Origin of the sequence: Falsiruegeria mediterranea M17 (assembly GCF_900302455.1) — a bacterium.
Taxonomy (GTDB): domain Bacteria; phylum Pseudomonadota; class Alphaproteobacteria; order Rhodobacterales; family Rhodobacteraceae; genus Falsiruegeria; species Falsiruegeria mediterranea.
This window is the reverse complement of the sequence record NZ_ONZG01000008.1, coordinates 95,698-111,352: the sequence shown is the minus strand read 5'-3', so window position 1 is coordinate 111,352 and position 15,655 is coordinate 95,698. Positions and strand designations below refer to the sequence as shown.

The window sequence follows — 15,655 nt, the reverse complement described above, 5'->3', positions numbered from 1 at the left end:
TTTTTGCCCAAGTTAACCTTAATAGTGGAACCAATTCCCCGGATCATAGGCTGATTTTTGCAAAACGGCGAACAATTCGCCACGAAATCACTCGAATCAAACTCAAATAGGTCGGAAGTTAGACAAGGGGGATTCGTACGCAAAACGGCCCCCTAAGGGACCGTTTATGTATCGTTTGCCTATATCGTGTCAGCAGGCCCGGGATAGTGGCATGCAACTGCCGTTCCGGCGCCTGGCACAAGGTCTGGCGGGGTTTTCCGGCAAACGTCCTGTGCACGGGGGCAGCGTTCAGCAAAGGCGCAGCCCGGCGGCGGGTTGATCGGACTGGGTGGATCGCCCGAAACCTTGAGCGGGCGCACGTAGCCCTTGGATTTGCGCCGCGCCAGCGACGGTGCGGCCGACAAAAGCGCCTGCGTGTAGGGATGCTGGGGCGCCTCGAACAGAGCCGAGGTCGGCCCGCTTTCCACAATCTTGCCCAGATACATCACCGCCACCTCATCGCAGACATGGCGCACCACGCCCAGGTCGTGGCTGATGAACAGGTAGCTTAGCCCAAGCTTCTCTTTCAGCTCGGCCAACAGGTTCAGGATCTGCGCCTGAATGGCGACGTCCAGCGCACTCACCGGCTCGTCACAGACCAGCAGTTTGGGATTGGTGGTCAGCGCCCGTGCAATCGAGATACGTTGCCGCTGCCCGCCCGAGAACTGATGCGGAAAGAGGTTCAGCTGGTCGGGCCGCAACCCCACCAGGGCAAACAGCTCTTCGACCTTGGCATGACGTTCTTCGGGCGTGCCGATCTCCATCAGGTCCATCGGTTCGCGCACGATGTCCACCACTCGCGCCCTCGGATTGAGCGAGGAATAGGGATCCTGAAAGATCAGCTGCACGTCGCGGCGACGCTGACGCATGGCTTCGTCATCCAGTTCCAGCAGATCATCACCCTCGAACAGCACCTGCCCGCCTGCCGCCTTGGTCAGCCGGATTGCGGCCATCGCTGTTGTGGTCTTGCCCGAACCGCTTTCGCCCACGATGCCAAGAGCCTTTCCCGCCTCAAGCTGGAACGACACCTGACGAACGGCTTCAAGATGCGGGCGTTCGGCAAAGAACGAAGGTTTCGGCAGAGCAAAGCGCACGGTCAGGTCGCGCACATCCATCAAAACACTCATAGCCGCGCCTCCTCGATCCCGTGGCAGGCGACCGGGTGGTGCCCGTGACTGCCCAGCAGGGGTTTTTCACGGGTGCAGCGGTCCTGTTTGAACGCGCAGCGGTCAGCAAAGGCACACCCCTGCCCCAACAGATGCAGCGGCGGCACCACGCCGGGGATTTCAGCCAGGCGGTGATCATCCCGCCCCAACGCGGGGATACAGTCGATAAGGCCACGGGCATAAGGGTGCTGCGGGTAGTCCAGCACATCATCTGCGCTAGCGTCCTCGATCACCCGGCCCGCGTACATCACCGCAACCCGGTCGGCCATCTCGCTGATGGCGCCCATGTCGTGGGTGATCAGGATGATGGCCACGCCAAAGTCGCGTTGGATCTCGTTCAGCAGGTCAAAGATCTGCGCCTGCACCGTCACGTCCAGAGCCGTGGTCGGCTCATCCGCGATCAGAACCTTGGGACGGCAGCTGACCGCCATGGCAATCATCACCCGCTGACGCATCCCGCCCGACAATTGGTGCGGATAATCCTTAGCCCGTGTTTCGGGGCTGGGGATTCCAACCCGGTCCAGCAAGGCAACTGCGTCTTTCAATGCCTGCGCCTTGTCGACTTTTTGATGCAGCATGATCGCCTCGGCGATCTGGTCGCCAACGGTGAACACCGGATTGAGCGAGGTCATCGGCTCTTGAAAGATCATCGCCGCATCCGGTCCCCGCATCGCCCGCAGGCGCGCCGGGCTTGCAGTGGTCAGTTCCTCTCCGTTCAGGCGGATCGAACCACCCGCGATCTTGCCCGGCGGTGATGGGATCAGCCCCATCACCGACAGCGCCGTGATCGATTTGCCGCAGCCGGATTCGCCGACAACGCCAAGCGTCTCACCCTCGTTCACATGCATCGACACGGAATCCAGTGCCGTCACCTCGCCATAGCGCGTCCGAAAGGTCACGCGCAGGTCTTCGATTTCAAGTAGCGCGCTCATCTTTCCCTCAACTTCGGATTAAAGGCATCGTTCAGACCATCGCCGATCAGACTGACCGCGAAAACGGTGAAGAAGATCGCAAGCCCTGGGAAGGTCACTGGCCACCAGGCGTCCAGAATGTATTCGCGGTTGGCCCCGATCATCAGGCCCCAGCTCATCACATTGGGATCGCCCAGGCCCAGGAAGGACAGGCCCGCCTCGAACAGGATGGCGACCCCAATGGTCAGCGTCGCCGATACGATCAGCGGCGGCGCTGCGTTTGGTAGGATCACTTTCCAGATGATCCGCTTGTTGCGCGCACCAATGGCGCGGGCAGCGGTGACATACTCCAGCTCCTTGATTTTCAGGAACTCGGCCCGTGTCAGACGCGCGGTCTGGGGCCAGCTGACAACGCCGATGGCCAGCGCAATGGTCCAGAGCGACGGTGACAACAGCGTCACCAGCACCATGGCAAACAAAAGCGCGGGCAGCACCTGAAAGAACTCGGTGATGCGCATCAACAGGTTGTCGACCCAGCCGCCGTAATACCCTGCCAAAGCACCCAGAGAGATGCCGATCACCATGGTCAGCGCAGCCGCAGCCAACCCCACAGCCAGCGTTGGGCCACCCCCGGTCAGCATGCCCGCCACGATATTGCGGCCCAGATAGTCGGTGCCCAGGGGAAACTCGGGTGTGACGCCGGGCGGCTCATGCGGGGCCCAGACGATCTCGAACGGGTCACCTCCGTACAGGAATGTGCCGTAGAGCGTCGCGCCGACGATTACCATCAGCATGATGACCCCGATGACCGCAGGAATGTTGCGCCGGAACATCCGCCACGCTTCAAGCGCGGGGCTTTCGGCCTTGAACTCGGTTACGGATTGATCAGACATCACCGCCCCCTCAATCTTGGATCAGCAAGGCGATAGCTCAGATCCGTCAGAATATTGGCGACCACGACCATGAAGGAGGCAAAGAACAGAACCCCCATGATGGTCGGATAGTCACGTCGCAGAATGCTGTCGAAGGCCAGCCTCCCCATGCCGGGCCAGTTGAACACCGTCTCGACCAGCAGCGCGCCGGAAATCAGGTTGCCGAACTGCAGCCCCGCAACCGTCAGGATCGGCAGCGCCGCGTTGCGCAGGGCGTGTTTGAACAGAACCGACCCCTCGGACGCGCCCTTGGCCCGTGCGGTGCGGATATAGTCAGAGCCCAGAACTTCGAGCATCGAAGCCCGCGAGAGGCGCGCGTATTGGGCCAGATAGATGATCGCCAAGGTAAAGGCTGGCAGGATCAGGTGATGCAACACGTCCAAGGCCTTCACAAAGAACCCCGCATCGCGCAGCTTGACCGATTGCATCCCCTCGACAGGAAAGATCGGCACGACGCTGGCAAAGAGGATGATCAGCATGATCCCGGTCCAGAACACCGGCACCGCATAGCCGATGGTGGCAAAGACCGAGACAAAGGCGCTCATCGGTCCGTTGGGTTTGCGCGCCGCAATCACGCCCAGGAAAACACCCAGGACAATCGACAACAGCTGCGCGGTGATCACCAACAGGATGGTCGGCCCGATCCGGTGCCCGATCAGTGTCGTGACCGGTTGGTTGAAGAAAAAGCTCTCGCCCAGATCAAACTGCGCCACATTGGCAATGTAGATCCCCAGCTGGGTCAGGACCGGCTTGTTGAGCCCGTATTCCTCGCGGATGCTTTCCAGCATCTCTTCGGTCGCGCCGCCCATTTCGCCCGCGATCACAACCGCAGGGTCGCCGGGGGCCAGCCGAATGAGGAGGAAGTTCAGCACCACCACACCCAGCATCAGCAGCAGGCCGTAAAACAGGCGCCGCAATATGTATGACGTGTTCATAATTTGCCTCTCAACAACCAGGGCAGCAGCTCAGCTGCCCTGGATTGATGGGTTAGAGGATCACTCGGACCAGCTGACCTGATCCATCGGATGCATGGTTCCCCAGATGCCTGTCGGCACGTTCTGAAGCTTCTTGTCGTAGGCCGTGTGATACGGCAGCGCATTGATCCAGTAGATCGGCAGATCAGCCGCCACCATCTGCTGGAACTCGGCATACAGCGCCTTGCGTTTGGCCGGATCGGCCTCGACCGCTGCGGCGTTCAGGATCTCGTCGACCTTTTCGTTGGCGTACTGCTGGGTGTTCGACCAGATCACGCCCTGACGGATGTTGGACGACAGATAGGTGCGGTGTACACCGATCACCGGGTCACCCCAGTTGAACACCACGTCCATGGACAGTTCAAAGTCATGCCCACCGACACGGCCCGCCCAAGTTGGGAAATCCGGGGCCGCACGCACGGTCACGTTGATGCCGATCTTTTTCAGTTGCGACTTCATGTATTCCGCAAGGGATTGCTGCTGTTCCTTGGGACCGGGAATATAGTCGATGGTCAGATCCATGCCATCAGCAAAACCTGCCTCGGCCATCAAGGCCTTGGCCTTGTCCAGATCGACGTCATAAGACGGGATACTCTCGTCAAAGAAAGGCGAGCTTTCGATGATCGGGCCACGCTGCGGGGCAGACACACCGCGATGTAGCGCCTTGGTGATGAACTCGCGATCTACAGCATAGGCAATCGCCTGGCGCACACGCACATCGCTCAGCTTTTCGGACGCGGTGTTGAAAGCCAGCCAGTTGATTGGACCAACAGCAGCGTAGCCATCCGTGGTGACACCCAGATGCTCGGCCTTTTCAAGGCGTTTGATTTCCTGACTGCCGGCCATGAACGGATACATGTCCGCCTCACCGTTCTCCATCGCGATCAACAGGGCCGACGGGTCCTTGATGATGCGGATGATGATTTCGTCCAGCTTGGGGCGGCCATCAATGAAGAAATTCGGGTTCTTCTTCATCACCACGGCTTCGCCCGGTGTGAACTCTTCCAACATAAAGGGGCCGGACCCGACGGGCGCCGAGTTTGCAGGATGCGATTTCGCATCTTGGCCGTCACCAAACACGTGCTTGGGCAAAACTGGCGCCAACGCAGGCGACAGAGCGAGCAACAGCGCAGGGTGCGGCTGGCTCAGCTTGATGACCGCCGTGTGCGCATCCGGTGTCTCGATCGTATCAACCGGGGCAAACATCGACTTGAAGGGGTGGTTTTCCTTGGTCGTCATGATCGAGAATGCGACATCCTCGGATGTGACCGGTTTGCCATCGTGGAAGGTGGCGTTCTGGACAAGGTTCAGCGTCACCGACAGTCCATCTTCGCTGACTTCCCAGCTTTCGGCCAGATACGGCTGCGGTTCCCAGTTTTCGTCGTACCGCAGGGGCGACGCAAAGATCTGAGTGGACGGGACGGCCGTCGCGATCCCCGATTGCACCGCACCGTTCAGGTGACGCGGCACCTGTGTCGAGGCGATCACAAGCGTTCCGCCATCCGCAAATACTGGAGCCGCCAGACTGGTGACGGCAAGGGACACAGCGCCTAAAAGGCGTGTCATATGCTTCATGGTTTTCTCCTCCCTTGCAGGCCCTTTGTGAACCTTACATGTCAGAGGCTAGCCAAGGCCGTAGTCACAGAAAACAGTTCTTTCTGTAGAGGAAAACCGCATTTTATGCTGTTTTCCGAAATTCGGGCTGCATAATCAGGTGATCAAAAGCACATTCAGCCTTTAATTCCCGAGTGATATTGCGCACTGCACTTACGATTGCAGATCCCTTCAAACCCTCAACGTAGGCAAGCCCAAGCGCCGGCGAAAAGAACGAATCCGAGATCGGCAAAGCCCGATAGCCATTCCGTCCATCGCGGTCGTTTGGTCCGCAGATATTCAGGATCGAATATCCGAACTCGCTGGCGACCAAGCCGCGCAGAACCGAACTGGATTTGGTGGAATGCACAACGTTTGGCTCCAGTCCGAGTTCCTCGAACAGCGAACAAAAGTACTCTTCGGTCAACGGCAGATCGAGCAAAATCATCGGCAGTTCAGCCAGATCATGCAAGCTCACCGATGGCTTGCTGGCCAAAGGTGAACTGTTGGGCAGCAAAGCCCACGGGTGTGCCTCGAACAGTTGGTCAAACGGCAACCCCTTCACCGGATCCTTTTGATAGGTCAGCGCCAGATCGACCCCGCCAGAATGCAGTAAGTCGGCCATGGTCGTCATATCGCCTTCAGCCAATTCGATACGGATCCCGGGATAGCGCTGGGCAAGCCGAGACAAAATTGGCGGCAGCACGTAGGGCGCTGTGGGCGCATAACATCCCAGTCGCAACGTGCCAGTAGGATCACCGGTCAAGGACATCAGATCGGATTCGAACACTCGCGCGGTGTCCAGAAAGGCCGACACCCGGTCCCCCACCCGTTTGCCCACTTGTGTGGCGACTATCCCTTTGGCGGGCACCCGGCGAAACAGCTCGGCCCCCACACATTGCTCGATCATATCGATCGCTGCAGTGATGGACGACTGTGAAATATTCATCTCGACTGCGGCTCGGGCAATAGACCCGTTGCGCAGCGCCGCATCGAAGTAGCGCAGCTGCTTCAGCGTGAAATTCATCCGCTTCCCTCATTTTCTCCCTCAATGGTTGACAGTAATTCTATTTTACAGCGGATCAATCCCCCGCTACGCCTAAATCCAATCGGGAGGGACACTATGTCGGAAATCACTGTTTTTGCTGCACAAAAAATCATCACGATGGATCCCAGCAAACCACATGCGACGCATGTGGCGGTTCAGGACGGGAAAATTCTGGCGGTCGGTGGAGCTGATTGCGCCGATGCCTGGGGCACTGTGAACCACGACAACAGCCTGGCCGATCATGTGCTGATGCCCGGATTTGTCGAGGGTCACGCGCATATGATGGCGGGTTCCATGTGGCAGTTCGCCTATGCCGGATACCACGACCGGATCGACCCGACCGGCAAGCTGCACAAGGGTATGACCGATATCGATGCCGTGGTGTCCCGGCTGCGTGACTATGCGACCACGCTCCCCGCTGGCGAGCCTGTCGTGGCTTGGGGGTTCGATCCGATTTTTCTGCAATCCGAGCGGTTGAACCGAACCCATCTGGACAGCATCGCCGCGGATCGTCCCGTGATGGTGATGTTCTCCAACTTTCACCTTATGTGCGTGAATTCGGCCTGCCTCGAGATGGTAGGTTATTCCCGTGAAACCAACGTCGAAGGGGTCCTCAAGGACGCAGGTGGCGAACCGACGGGCGAGTTGCAGGAAATGGCGGCCATGTTCCCGGTGATGCGCAGAACGGGGCTGGATTTCCGCGGCCTGTCGCAGACGCCCGAAGCGGTAAAGACCTATGCCGATGTGTGCCGTCTGGCCGGAGTGACCACGATCACCGACCTGTTTTCGCATATGGAGGAAGAGGATCTAGAGGTTCTGACAGCGGTCACAGGGCAGGATGACTTTGGCCTGCGTCTGGTGCCCGTTCTGGCCGCCGTTGGAGCCACGCCGCAAGAAATTGCAGACAAGGCCAATGCCCTTGGCAAACAATCCACCGACAAGCTGCGCATGGGTGCGGTCAAACTGATGACCGACGGCTCGATCCAGGGCTGGACCGCGCGGGTCAAATGGCCCGGTTACGTGGGTGGGCATCCAAACGGGCTGTGGAACACCCCACCCGAGCAGATCTATGCCCTGTGTGAGGCGATGCAGGCCAATGGCGTACAGATGCATATTCACGTGAATGGCGATGAGGCCTCGTCTGTCTCGCTAGATGCCTTGGAAGAGGCCTCGCGCAAGCATCCCTGGCCCTCGGCCCGGCACGTGCTGCAACACTGTCAAATGATGGGCCCCGATCAATTTCGTCGCTGTGCCGAGATGAACGTCTGCACCAACATCTTTTCCAACCACCTCTGGTACTTTGGCGACCAGCACGCCGCCTTGACCATTGGCGAGGATCGCGCCACGCGCATGAATGCCGCCCGCTCGGCTTTGGACGAAGGGGTCAACGTGGCTCTGCACTCGGACGCACCGGTGACACCTTTGGGGCCGCTCTTTACCGCATGGTGCGCGGTGAACCGGCAAACCATGAGCGGGCGCACCCTGGGCGAAGAACAGCGGATCACGGTAGATGAGGCGCTTTACGCAATCACCCTCGGAGCGGCGTATACCCTGAAACTCGATGCCGAGATCGGCAGTATCGAGACCGGCAAGCGCGCCGATTTTGCCATCCTTGGGAGTGATCCCACAGCTGTCGATCCCATGGCGCTCAAGGATGTGCCGGTCAATGGCATCGTCTTTGGCGGCAAGGTGCAGATGAACTGATGCGCCTGCCCCTGACTGTGATCAGCGGCTATTTAGGCGCTGGTAAGACGACGCTTATCAACCGCCTGCTGGCCGAGGATCACGGGCTGCGCCTGATGATCCTGGTCAATGACTTTGGGGCCATCAACATTGACGCTGCCCTGATCGAATCCCGTCAGGACGACACGATCTCGCTGTCCAACGGCTGTGTCTGCTGCACCATGGGGGCGGATCTTTATATGGCGCTGGGCGACGCGCTGGACCGGACCCCGCGCCCCGATCACCTGATTGTCGAGGCCAGCGGCATCGCCGATCCCGCCGCCATTTCCAATGCGGCCATTGCCGAGCCGGACTTGTCCTATGCCGGGATCATCACGCTGCTTGATGGGCTGAACGGGGCCGATCTGTTGCGCGATCAACTGATCGCGCAACAGGTCGCACAACAGATCAAGGCGGCGGATGTGGTGCTGATGACCAAATCAGAAGCACCGTCTGCCAACTTGACCCAAGCGTTGGCCGACCATGGTCTGCGCAATCCCGATGCCTTGCAGGGGAATGCCCCAATTGCGCCGCTTCTGACCGATGTCGTGCCCCTGCCCAAGGGGCGCCCGACAGAACCACATCCGCTCTATGTGCAGTGGAATACAGAGACGCCCGGTGATTTTGCCCGCTCAGAGCTACGCGATCGCTTGGCTGCCCGACCAGAGGGGCTCTACCGCGTGAAGGGGTTTGTAGCTGGCCCTGATGGTATGCATGAGGTGCATGTCGTGGGCAAACACGTCGACGTCCGTGCGTCGACCGCAACGACCCCTGCCCTGGTCGCCCTGGGCCTGTCAGACCGCTTGACCGTTCAGCAGATTGACAATTGGTGGTCCGGCCGCTGATCTGGCCCCATCGGTCACATCATCGAGGTTCCCATGTCCCGCACCGCCGCCCTGTCCATTTGTGACACCCTATTCACCGATGGCCGGTTCTGGGCCGATCTGGAGCAGCTGGTGTCGATGGAGACCGAAAGCCAGAAGCCGGACAATGTGGACGCGCTGATGCCCTATCTGACCGAGGCTCTGCCGCCTCTGTTGCAAGGCCTGGGGTTCACGTGGTCGCTGCACGACAATCCAGATCCGGCGGGCTGCGCCTTTCTGGTGGCCGAACGGATCGAAAACCACGCCCTGCCCACCGTGTTGTCCTATGGTCATGGCGACGTCACTCATGGCCAGCGTCAGGACTGGCAAGAGGGTCTGGAGCCTTTCGCGCTGACCCCCGTGGGCGACCGGGTCTATGGCCGCGGCAGCGCCGACAACAAGGGGCAGCATCTGATCAACTTGCATGCCCTGGCTTGCGTGATCGAGGCGCGTGGAAACTTGGGGTTCAACGTAAAGCTGCTCATTGAGATGGGCGAAGAGATCGGTTCGCCAGGATTGCACGCCTTTTGCGCGGCCAACAGAGAGATGCTTCAGGCAGACGTGCTGATCGCATCCGACGGGCCGCGCCTGCAGCCAGATGTGCCCACCGTTTTCATGGGCGCACGCGGAGGACTGAGTTTCGAGCTGCGTGTCGATCTGCGCGACGGTGCGCATCATTCAGGCAATTGGGGTGGCCTGCTGGCAGATCCGGCGATGATCCTGGCGCAGGCTTTGTCGACCATCACGGACGCGCGCGGACAGATCCGCATCCCCGATTGGCGCCCAACCAGCCTGACGCCTGCAATCCGGGAAACTCTGGCGTCCTTGCCCTCGTTCGATGGGTCGGACCCCGCGATTGATCCCGATTGGGGTGAGGCAGACCTGACCCCCGCCGAGCGCGTATTTGGCTGGAACTCCTTTGCCGTTCTGGCCATGCAATCGGGCAAGCCCGACGCCCCTGTCAACGCCATTTCAGGCCATGCGTCAGCTACCTGCCAACTGCGCTATGTGGTGGGAACGGGCGCCGACAACATCCTTCCAAGTCTGCGAAAACACCTTGACGCCCATGGGTTCCAACAAGTCGAGGTCGTGCCTATGGACGGCGGCGCATTTCCGGCCACACGCCTGGACCCCAGCCACCCCTGGGCGCAATTTGCCATCCGCTCGATCGAGGCCACGACCGGCGCGCCGCCGCATGTGCTTCCGAACCTGGGCGGTTCGCTGCCAAATGAATGTTTCGCCGAGGTGCTTGGCCTGCCCACAATCTGGATGCCGCATTCCTATCGCGGTTGCAATCAGCACGCTCCTAACGAACACGTCCTCGCCTCGACCTGCCAGCAGGCCGGACAGGTGATGACAGGGGTGTTTTGGGACCTTGGCGATGCCGAAACACCCCATCCGCCAAAATAATCGCAACATTAAGAAACCTTAATCCTGCGAACAGGCAATCCACAGGTGGCAGGAATATTCCTTGTCTCAACCCCGGGGAAACCCTCGGGTCAATGACAGGAGAACCTAATGAGCATTCGCAACACCACCCGCCTCACCGCTGGCCTGCCCGGATGGGCGGGCGCCTCTGCCCTCTCGGCCTTGTTGCTGGCCACGACCGCGCTGCCTGCAGCAGCCGACGAAGCGCTGGCCGATCTGGTCGAAGAGGTCGGCCCCTCGGTCGTGACAATCCTTGCCACTCAGGAGGCCATGACCGAGCCGGCCAGCATGAAAGGCCGTGGTATGGAAAACCATCCGTTCGGCGAGTTCTTTCGCCAGTTCGGCATGCCCGAAGGCATGAAACCCGGCCCCCGTGGTCCGAGCCAAGGTTTGGGGTCTGGTTTCATCCTGGAAGAGGATGGCCTGATCGTCACCAACCACCACGTGATCGACGGGGCCGACACCGTCACAGTGCGCCTGGCCGATGATCGCGAGTTCGAAGCCACAGTTGTGGGCGCCGACCCGCTGACCGACCTGGCCGTGCTGCAGATCGACGCGGGCGGCCCCCTGCCCGCAGTCGAACTGGGCGACAGCGATGTGATCCGCGTGGGCGAAGATGTGGTGGCCGTGGGCAACCCGTTCGGCCTCAGCTCAACCGTCACCACCGGCATCGTTTCGGCCAAGGGACGCAACATCTCTGAAGGGCCCTATGCCGAGTTCATCCAGACGGATGCGGCAATCAACAAGGGCAACTCTGGCGGGCCGCTGTTCAACATGGACGGCGAAGTGATCGGCGTGAACTCGGCCATTTATTCACCCACCGGCGGCTCGGTCGGTTTGGGCTTTGCGGTGACTTCCAATATTGCCGAAACCATCGTGGCCGATCTGATCGACGACGGTCAGGTGGATCGCGGCTGGCTGGGCGTGTCGATCCAGAATGTCAGCCCCGACATCGCGGCAGCCATGGGCCTGGATGGCGCAACCGGCGCGCTGGTCTCGGACGTGGTAACCGACAGCCCCGCAGACGGCGCGCTGAAATCGGGTGACGTGATCCTGAGCTTTGACGGCAAACCGGTGAAATCCAGTGCCGATCTGCCCCGCCTGGTCGGCGCGACCAAAACCGGCACCGACAGCACCATCGAGGTGCTCCGCAATGGCGAACCGGAACAGGTGACCGTGACCATCGGCACGCATCAGATGGCTTCGGCCCAGATCGAGCCGCAGGTTGACGAGACGTCGGGCAAGCAACTGGGTGTCACCGTTGCACCGCTGACCGACACCGCACGGGCCGAAATCGGCATCAGCAAGGATGTCTCGGGCGTGGTCGTCACTTCGCTGAACCAAGAGGGTGCTGCGGCTAAAGCTGGTCTTCGCGTGGGCGATGTGATCGTGAAACTGGGCAGCCAGGACACCCTAACGCCCAAAGAGCTGAAAGCGGCCCTGAAGAGCGAAAAGACCGACCCGGCACTGGTGCTGATCAATCGGGGTGGCAATCAGTTGTTTGTCGCGGTCGAGATCGCCTGATCCAACCTCACCACAGACGGGCGCGCGTGATGTACGGGAAGTTCACCGCGCGCCCCATCGTTCAGTGACCGTGACCTGTCCCCTGGTTGCTGAACCGACCGGGCGCGCCCATCCGCGCCCGGTTAGCCCTCTTGACGCCGCCCGAAAAAAGCCCGCGTATATACCGACAGAACAAGGATAATCCGCGCATGAGCCGCCGCCTCCTCATCGTTGAAGACGACACCGACACCCGCGAATTCCTGGCCAAAGGGTTTACCGAGGAAGGGTTCACGGTCGAGACCGCTCCGGACGGTCGTGAGGGGTTGTATCACGCCACGGACGGCGGTTTTGACGCAATCGTTCTGGACCGTATGCTGCCGGGGCTGGATGGGCTGGCGCTGATCAAATCCATCCGGGCGGCCGGGCTGAAGACCCCGGTTCTGATGTTGACGGCGATGAGCGCGGTGGACGAAAGGGTCAAAGGTCTGCGCGCTGGCGCCGACGATTATCTGGTCAAACCGTTTTCCTTCCAAGAACTGCACGCGCGGATCGAAGCCCTATTGCGCCGCCCTCAGGACACCGAAGAAAGCGCGCTACTCACTTGCCGTGATCTTGAAATGGACCTGCTCAAGCGCCGCGTCACTCGGGCTGGACGCGAACTTACACTGACCCCGCGCGAGTTTCAGATCCTCGAATTTTTCCTGCGTCGCAAGAACCGTGTCATTTCCCGGACCATGCTGCTTGAGGGCGTATGGGAATACCATTTCGACCCCAACACGAACATCGTCGACGTTCATATCTCGAAACTCCGCCGCGCGGTGGATGAAGGGGCTGATGCCCCGCTCATCGAAACCGTGCGCGGCGCAGGTTACATGATGTCCGATGGCTAAGCCCCTGATCTTATGGCGCAACGCCCGCACCCGGCTGGTGTTGGCCAGCATGGTCTTGAGCACAGCCCTGACCGCGCTTGTGCTTGGCTTGGTCTACGTCACCGCCAACCGCACCATCGAGAACGAGACCCGCAGCGTGGTGACTGCCGAGCTGGCGGGCCTGCGTGATGAATACGAACGTCTGGGCACCATCGGCCTGATGGCTGCCATCGACCGTCGGGTAAAGGACGCTGCTGATCGCGACGCGCTCTATCTGCTGACAGATGCGCAGGGCAACGTGCTGGCAGGCAATCTGGCGCGGTGGCCCGAAGGGATCGAGCCCGGTTCGGGCTGGGTCGATCTGGACCTGACCAAGATGTCGTCAGGCGAGGATGTCTCGATCTCGGCCGCCTCGATCCGCCTGCCCCTTTACGAACGTTTGCTGGTCGGGCGCGATGCTTCGGCCCGGCAACAATTAGACCGGGTGCTGCTGCGCTCGGTCGGGCTGGCGCTGTTGGCTGCCCTGGCGCTCAGCCTGCTTACCGGATGGTTGCTCACGCGGTTGGTGTTTTCGCGCCTGTCAGACATTGCACAAACCGCCGACGATATCGTTTCAGGCGATCTGTCCCGGCGCATCCCGGTGCGCGGCAGCGGTGATGAATTCGACCAGATGGCGCAGACGCTCAACGACATGCTCGACAAAATCGAAGAGCTGATCGGCAACCTGCGCATGACCACAAATTCCATCGCCCACGACCTGCGCAGCCCGCTCAGCCGGTTGCGGCAACGGGTCGAAAGCTTGACTGATCCGGCCAGCGCAGCGTCAGACCGCGAGGCGGATGCCGCCCGCGCATTGGCCGAGGTTGACCACCTGCTGCGCGTGTTCTCGCAACTGACCGAAATTTCGCGGGCCGAAGCAGGTTTGGGGCGCGATGAGTTCGAAGATGTGGATGTCGACGCCTTGGTGCGTGACGTGACCGAGTTCTATGAACCCGTCGCCGCAGATCAGGACGTGCAAATCGTTATCGAAGGCACCGCGGGACGAGGCCCGGGGCATAAACCGCTTTTGGCGCAGGCGCTATCGAACCTGTTAGAAAACGCCCTGCGTTATGCCCCGGCAGGCAGCACCCTTACGGTTGCCTTGGCCAACGTGGATGAGGGTTTGACCTTGAGTGTTCTCGATCAGGGGCCCGGTGTACCCGACGAAAAACTTGACCGGCTGGCCCAACCCTTTGTCACGCTCGACCCGGCCCGCACCGACCAAAGCTCGGGACTGGGGCTGGCATTGGTCGCGGCCATTGCGCGGATGCATGGCGGACGGTTCGAAGCACGCAACCGCAAACCGGGACTTGAGGCGGCGATCACCCTCGCGAGATGATCCCGCTCGTGGCTGTTGCGGGTTGTACAATACTTTGGAGTTCTGGGCCTATTTCTACACGGCGGAACAGTGTTGTCGTTCGATCCGGCTACGCGAATGTCTGCATTGGTTGGTTGAAGCAAATTCGATTCTGTTATTCGAAACATAAACTTGTATTTGACCAACGAGCGCTGCGAAGAACAGTTTGACTAGCTGTCTAAGTCCAGACCCTTCATCAATTCGAACACTTGGCGACGCATCCAAGTCGGCATCGGGGCGCTGTCGGAACGCTTGTGCCAGATGCCGATGATAAGTGCCGGTTCGATACTCATCGGGGGCTCAAACACACGCAAACCGAATGTCTTGGCCACTTTCTTTGCAAGCTGCGCGGGTACAAGCGCGATGAGGTCGCTTTCGCTAACCGCGCGGCAAACGCCACTAAAGACAGGCACCGTCATCGCAACCTGTCGCTGTCTTCCGACGCGACGAAGCGCAGCATCGCCCATCGCAGCCAAATTGCCTTCGGGGGAGAACAAGACGTGGTGGAGTGCACAGAAGGTATCCATGTGCATCTGCATCCCTTCCTGAAGCCCCCCAAGCTTTGGATGTCCCTTACGTGCTATGACGTGGAACGGCGAATGGAAGAGTGGCTCTCGATTGACCCAGTCCGGCAGTTTCAAATCCGGGATCAGCGCAATGTCAGCATTGCGTCGTTCAAGACTGGCCACATAGTCATTCGGAACCAGATCAACCAGCTGCGCTCGCAGTTTGGGCGCCGACTTTTGCAGACGATCACCCAGAGGTGGCATCAGGAGTTCCGCAAAAAAATCGCTGGCGGCGATCCGGAAAGTGCCTTCAGCGGTTCTTGGATCAAAGGTAGCGGGTGGAGCTAACAAGGCCTCAAGACGTTCGAATTCTTCGCGCAAACCGGATTCAATCCCGGATGCATAATCGGTAGCGACCAAACGGTTTCCCTGCCGGACAAAAAGGGGATCGTCCAAGGCATGACGAAGACGCGACAATGCACCGGAGACCGCCGATTGCGACATCGCCAGCCTGCGGGCCGCTTTGACGGTTGAGCCTTCGCTAAAGAGGGCGTCCAACACGCGCAGAAGATTGAGGTCCAGTGTAGCGAAATTCACTTGGCCGATATCCCATATAAGATATTGCGGTTTGCCTGATAGGTTGACCTTAGGATAGGCTCCTGTCAACGGAAGCGCTTTCGTTTCAATCCGATGCTAAAGGAGAGA

The 15,655-nt window shown here is 60.0% G+C and carries 13 protein-coding genes; 6 read left to right on the top strand and 7 right to left on the bottom strand.

All coding sequences use genetic code 11. The annotated features are described in order from the left end of the window. Positions 1 to 179: 179 nt before the first annotated feature. From TRM7615_RS16005 to TRM7615_RS15980, 6 genes are all read right to left on the bottom strand, one after another. Positions 180 to 1,166 carry an ABC transporter ATP-binding protein gene (locus tag TRM7615_RS16005; protein WP_108789333.1) on the bottom strand — a complete coding sequence of 329 codons (987 nt, stop codon included), beginning with the start codon at positions 1,164 to 1,166 and terminating at the stop codon, positions 180 to 182. After that, the gene (locus TRM7615_RS16000) at positions 1,163 to 2,137 is read right to left on the bottom strand and encodes an ABC transporter ATP-binding protein (protein ID WP_108789331.1); all 975 of its coding nucleotides are present in this window, start codon (positions 2,135 to 2,137) and stop codon (positions 1,163 to 1,165) included. The genes TRM7615_RS16005 and TRM7615_RS16000 overlap by 4 nt, the downstream gene beginning before the upstream one ends. Continuing rightward, positions 2,134 to 3,009: an ABC transporter permease gene (locus tag TRM7615_RS15995; protein WP_108789329.1), complete on the bottom strand. Its 876-nt coding sequence runs from the start codon at positions 3,007 to 3,009 to the stop codon at positions 2,134 to 2,136. Before TRM7615_RS15995 ends, TRM7615_RS16000 begins: the two co-directional genes overlap by 4 nt. Further along, on the bottom strand, positions 3,009 to 3,983 hold the full coding sequence (locus tag TRM7615_RS15990; RefSeq protein ID WP_108789327.1) for an ABC transporter permease: 975 nt from the start codon (positions 3,981 to 3,983) through the stop codon (positions 3,009 to 3,011). The genes TRM7615_RS15995 and TRM7615_RS15990 overlap by 1 nt, the downstream gene beginning before the upstream one ends. A 60-nt stretch (positions 3,984 to 4,043) precedes the next feature. Further along, positions 4,044 to 5,597, bottom strand: coding sequence for an ABC transporter substrate-binding protein (locus tag TRM7615_RS15985; RefSeq protein ID WP_108789325.1), 1,554 nt, complete (start codon positions 5,595 to 5,597; stop codon positions 4,044 to 4,046). Positions 5,598 to 5,700: 103 nt separating this feature from the next. Next, positions 5,701 to 6,642, bottom strand: a complete 942-nt coding sequence (locus TRM7615_RS15980; RefSeq protein ID WP_108789323.1) for a LysR substrate-binding domain-containing protein — start codon at positions 6,640 to 6,642, stop codon at positions 5,701 to 5,703. A 96-nt stretch (positions 6,643 to 6,738) separates the two neighbouring features. On the opposite strand from TRM7615_RS15980, the gene TRM7615_RS15975 reads away from it, so the two are divergent. The 6 genes from TRM7615_RS15975 to TRM7615_RS15950 all read left to right on the top strand — a co-directional run bounded on the left by TRM7615_RS15975 (position 6,739) and on the right by TRM7615_RS15950 (position 14,426). Beyond that, positions 6,739 to 8,367: an amidohydrolase gene (locus TRM7615_RS15975; RefSeq protein WP_108789321.1), complete on the top strand. Its 1,629-nt coding sequence runs from the start codon at positions 6,739 to 6,741 to the stop codon at positions 8,365 to 8,367. After that, positions 8,367 to 9,230 (top strand): CobW family GTP-binding protein, encoded by an 864-nt coding sequence (locus TRM7615_RS15970; protein WP_306417729.1) that lies wholly within the window; start codon positions 8,367 to 8,369, stop codon positions 9,228 to 9,230. The genes TRM7615_RS15975 and TRM7615_RS15970 overlap by 1 nt, the downstream gene beginning before the upstream one ends. Positions 9,231 to 9,263: 33 nt before the next feature. After that, positions 9,264 to 10,658: a M20 family metallopeptidase gene (locus TRM7615_RS15965; RefSeq protein WP_108789317.1), complete on the top strand. Its 1,395-nt coding sequence runs from the start codon at positions 9,264 to 9,266 to the stop codon at positions 10,656 to 10,658. Positions 10,659 to 10,766: 108 nt separating this feature from the next. Continuing rightward, complete coding sequence (locus TRM7615_RS15960; RefSeq protein WP_108789315.1) at positions 10,767 to 12,200, top strand: Do family serine endopeptidase; 1,434 nt, start codon at positions 10,767 to 10,769, stop codon at positions 12,198 to 12,200. A 188-nt stretch (positions 12,201 to 12,388) separates the two neighbouring features. Continuing rightward, complete coding sequence (locus TRM7615_RS15955) at positions 12,389 to 13,069, top strand: response regulator transcription factor (protein ID WP_108789313.1); 681 nt, start codon at positions 12,389 to 12,391, stop codon at positions 13,067 to 13,069. Beyond that, positions 13,062 to 14,426, top strand: a complete 1,365-nt coding sequence (locus tag TRM7615_RS15950) for a sensor histidine kinase (RefSeq protein ID WP_108789311.1) — start codon at positions 13,062 to 13,064, stop codon at positions 14,424 to 14,426. The genes TRM7615_RS15955 and TRM7615_RS15950 overlap by 8 nt, the downstream gene beginning before the upstream one ends. Before the next feature lie 188 nt (positions 14,427 to 14,614). Here the strand turns inward: TRM7615_RS15950 and TRM7615_RS15945 are convergent, their stop codons facing one another. Further along, on the bottom strand, positions 14,615 to 15,616 hold the full coding sequence (locus tag TRM7615_RS15945) for a LysR family transcriptional regulator (protein ID WP_235824114.1): 1,002 nt from the start codon (positions 15,614 to 15,616) through the stop codon (positions 14,615 to 14,617). Positions 15,617 to 15,655: the final 39 nt, after the last annotated feature.

What these genes read in the sequence shown, in the direction of transcription:
- TRM7615_RS15980 (WP_108789323.1), bottom strand. Translation starts at nt 6,642, where the DNA reads ATGAATTTCACGCTGAAGCAGCTGCGCTACTTCGATGCGGCGCTGCGC.
- TRM7615_RS15995 (WP_108789329.1), bottom strand. Translation starts at nt 3,009, where the DNA reads ATGTCTGATCAATCCGTAACCGAGTTCAAGGCCGAAAGCCCCGCGCTT.
- TRM7615_RS15970 (WP_306417729.1), top strand. Translation starts at nt 8,367, where the DNA reads ATGCGCCTGCCCCTGACTGTGATCAGCGGCTATTTAGGCGCTGGTAAG.
- TRM7615_RS15955 (WP_108789313.1), top strand. Translation starts at nt 12,389, where the DNA reads ATGAGCCGCCGCCTCCTCATCGTTGAAGACGACACCGACACCCGCGAA.
- TRM7615_RS16000 (WP_108789331.1), bottom strand. Translation starts at nt 2,137, where the DNA reads ATGAGCGCGCTACTTGAAATCGAAGACCTGCGCGTGACCTTTCGGACG.
- TRM7615_RS15950 (WP_108789311.1), top strand. Translation starts at nt 13,062, where the DNA reads ATGGCTAAGCCCCTGATCTTATGGCGCAACGCCCGCACCCGGCTGGTG.
- TRM7615_RS15975 (WP_108789321.1), top strand. Translation starts at nt 6,739, where the DNA reads ATGTCGGAAATCACTGTTTTTGCTGCACAAAAAATCATCACGATGGAT.
- TRM7615_RS16005 (WP_108789333.1), bottom strand. Translation starts at nt 1,166, where the DNA reads ATGAGTGTTTTGATGGATGTGCGCGACCTGACCGTGCGCTTTGCTCTG.
- TRM7615_RS15985 (WP_108789325.1), bottom strand. Translation starts at nt 5,597, where the DNA reads ATGAAGCATATGACACGCCTTTTAGGCGCTGTGTCCCTTGCCGTCACC.
- TRM7615_RS15960 (WP_108789315.1), top strand. Translation starts at nt 10,767, where the DNA reads ATGAGCATTCGCAACACCACCCGCCTCACCGCTGGCCTGCCCGGATGG.
- TRM7615_RS15965 (WP_108789317.1), top strand. Translation starts at nt 9,264, where the DNA reads ATGTCCCGCACCGCCGCCCTGTCCATTTGTGACACCCTATTCACCGAT.
- TRM7615_RS15990 (WP_108789327.1), bottom strand. Translation starts at nt 3,983, where the DNA reads ATGAACACGTCATACATATTGCGGCGCCTGTTTTACGGCCTGCTGCTG.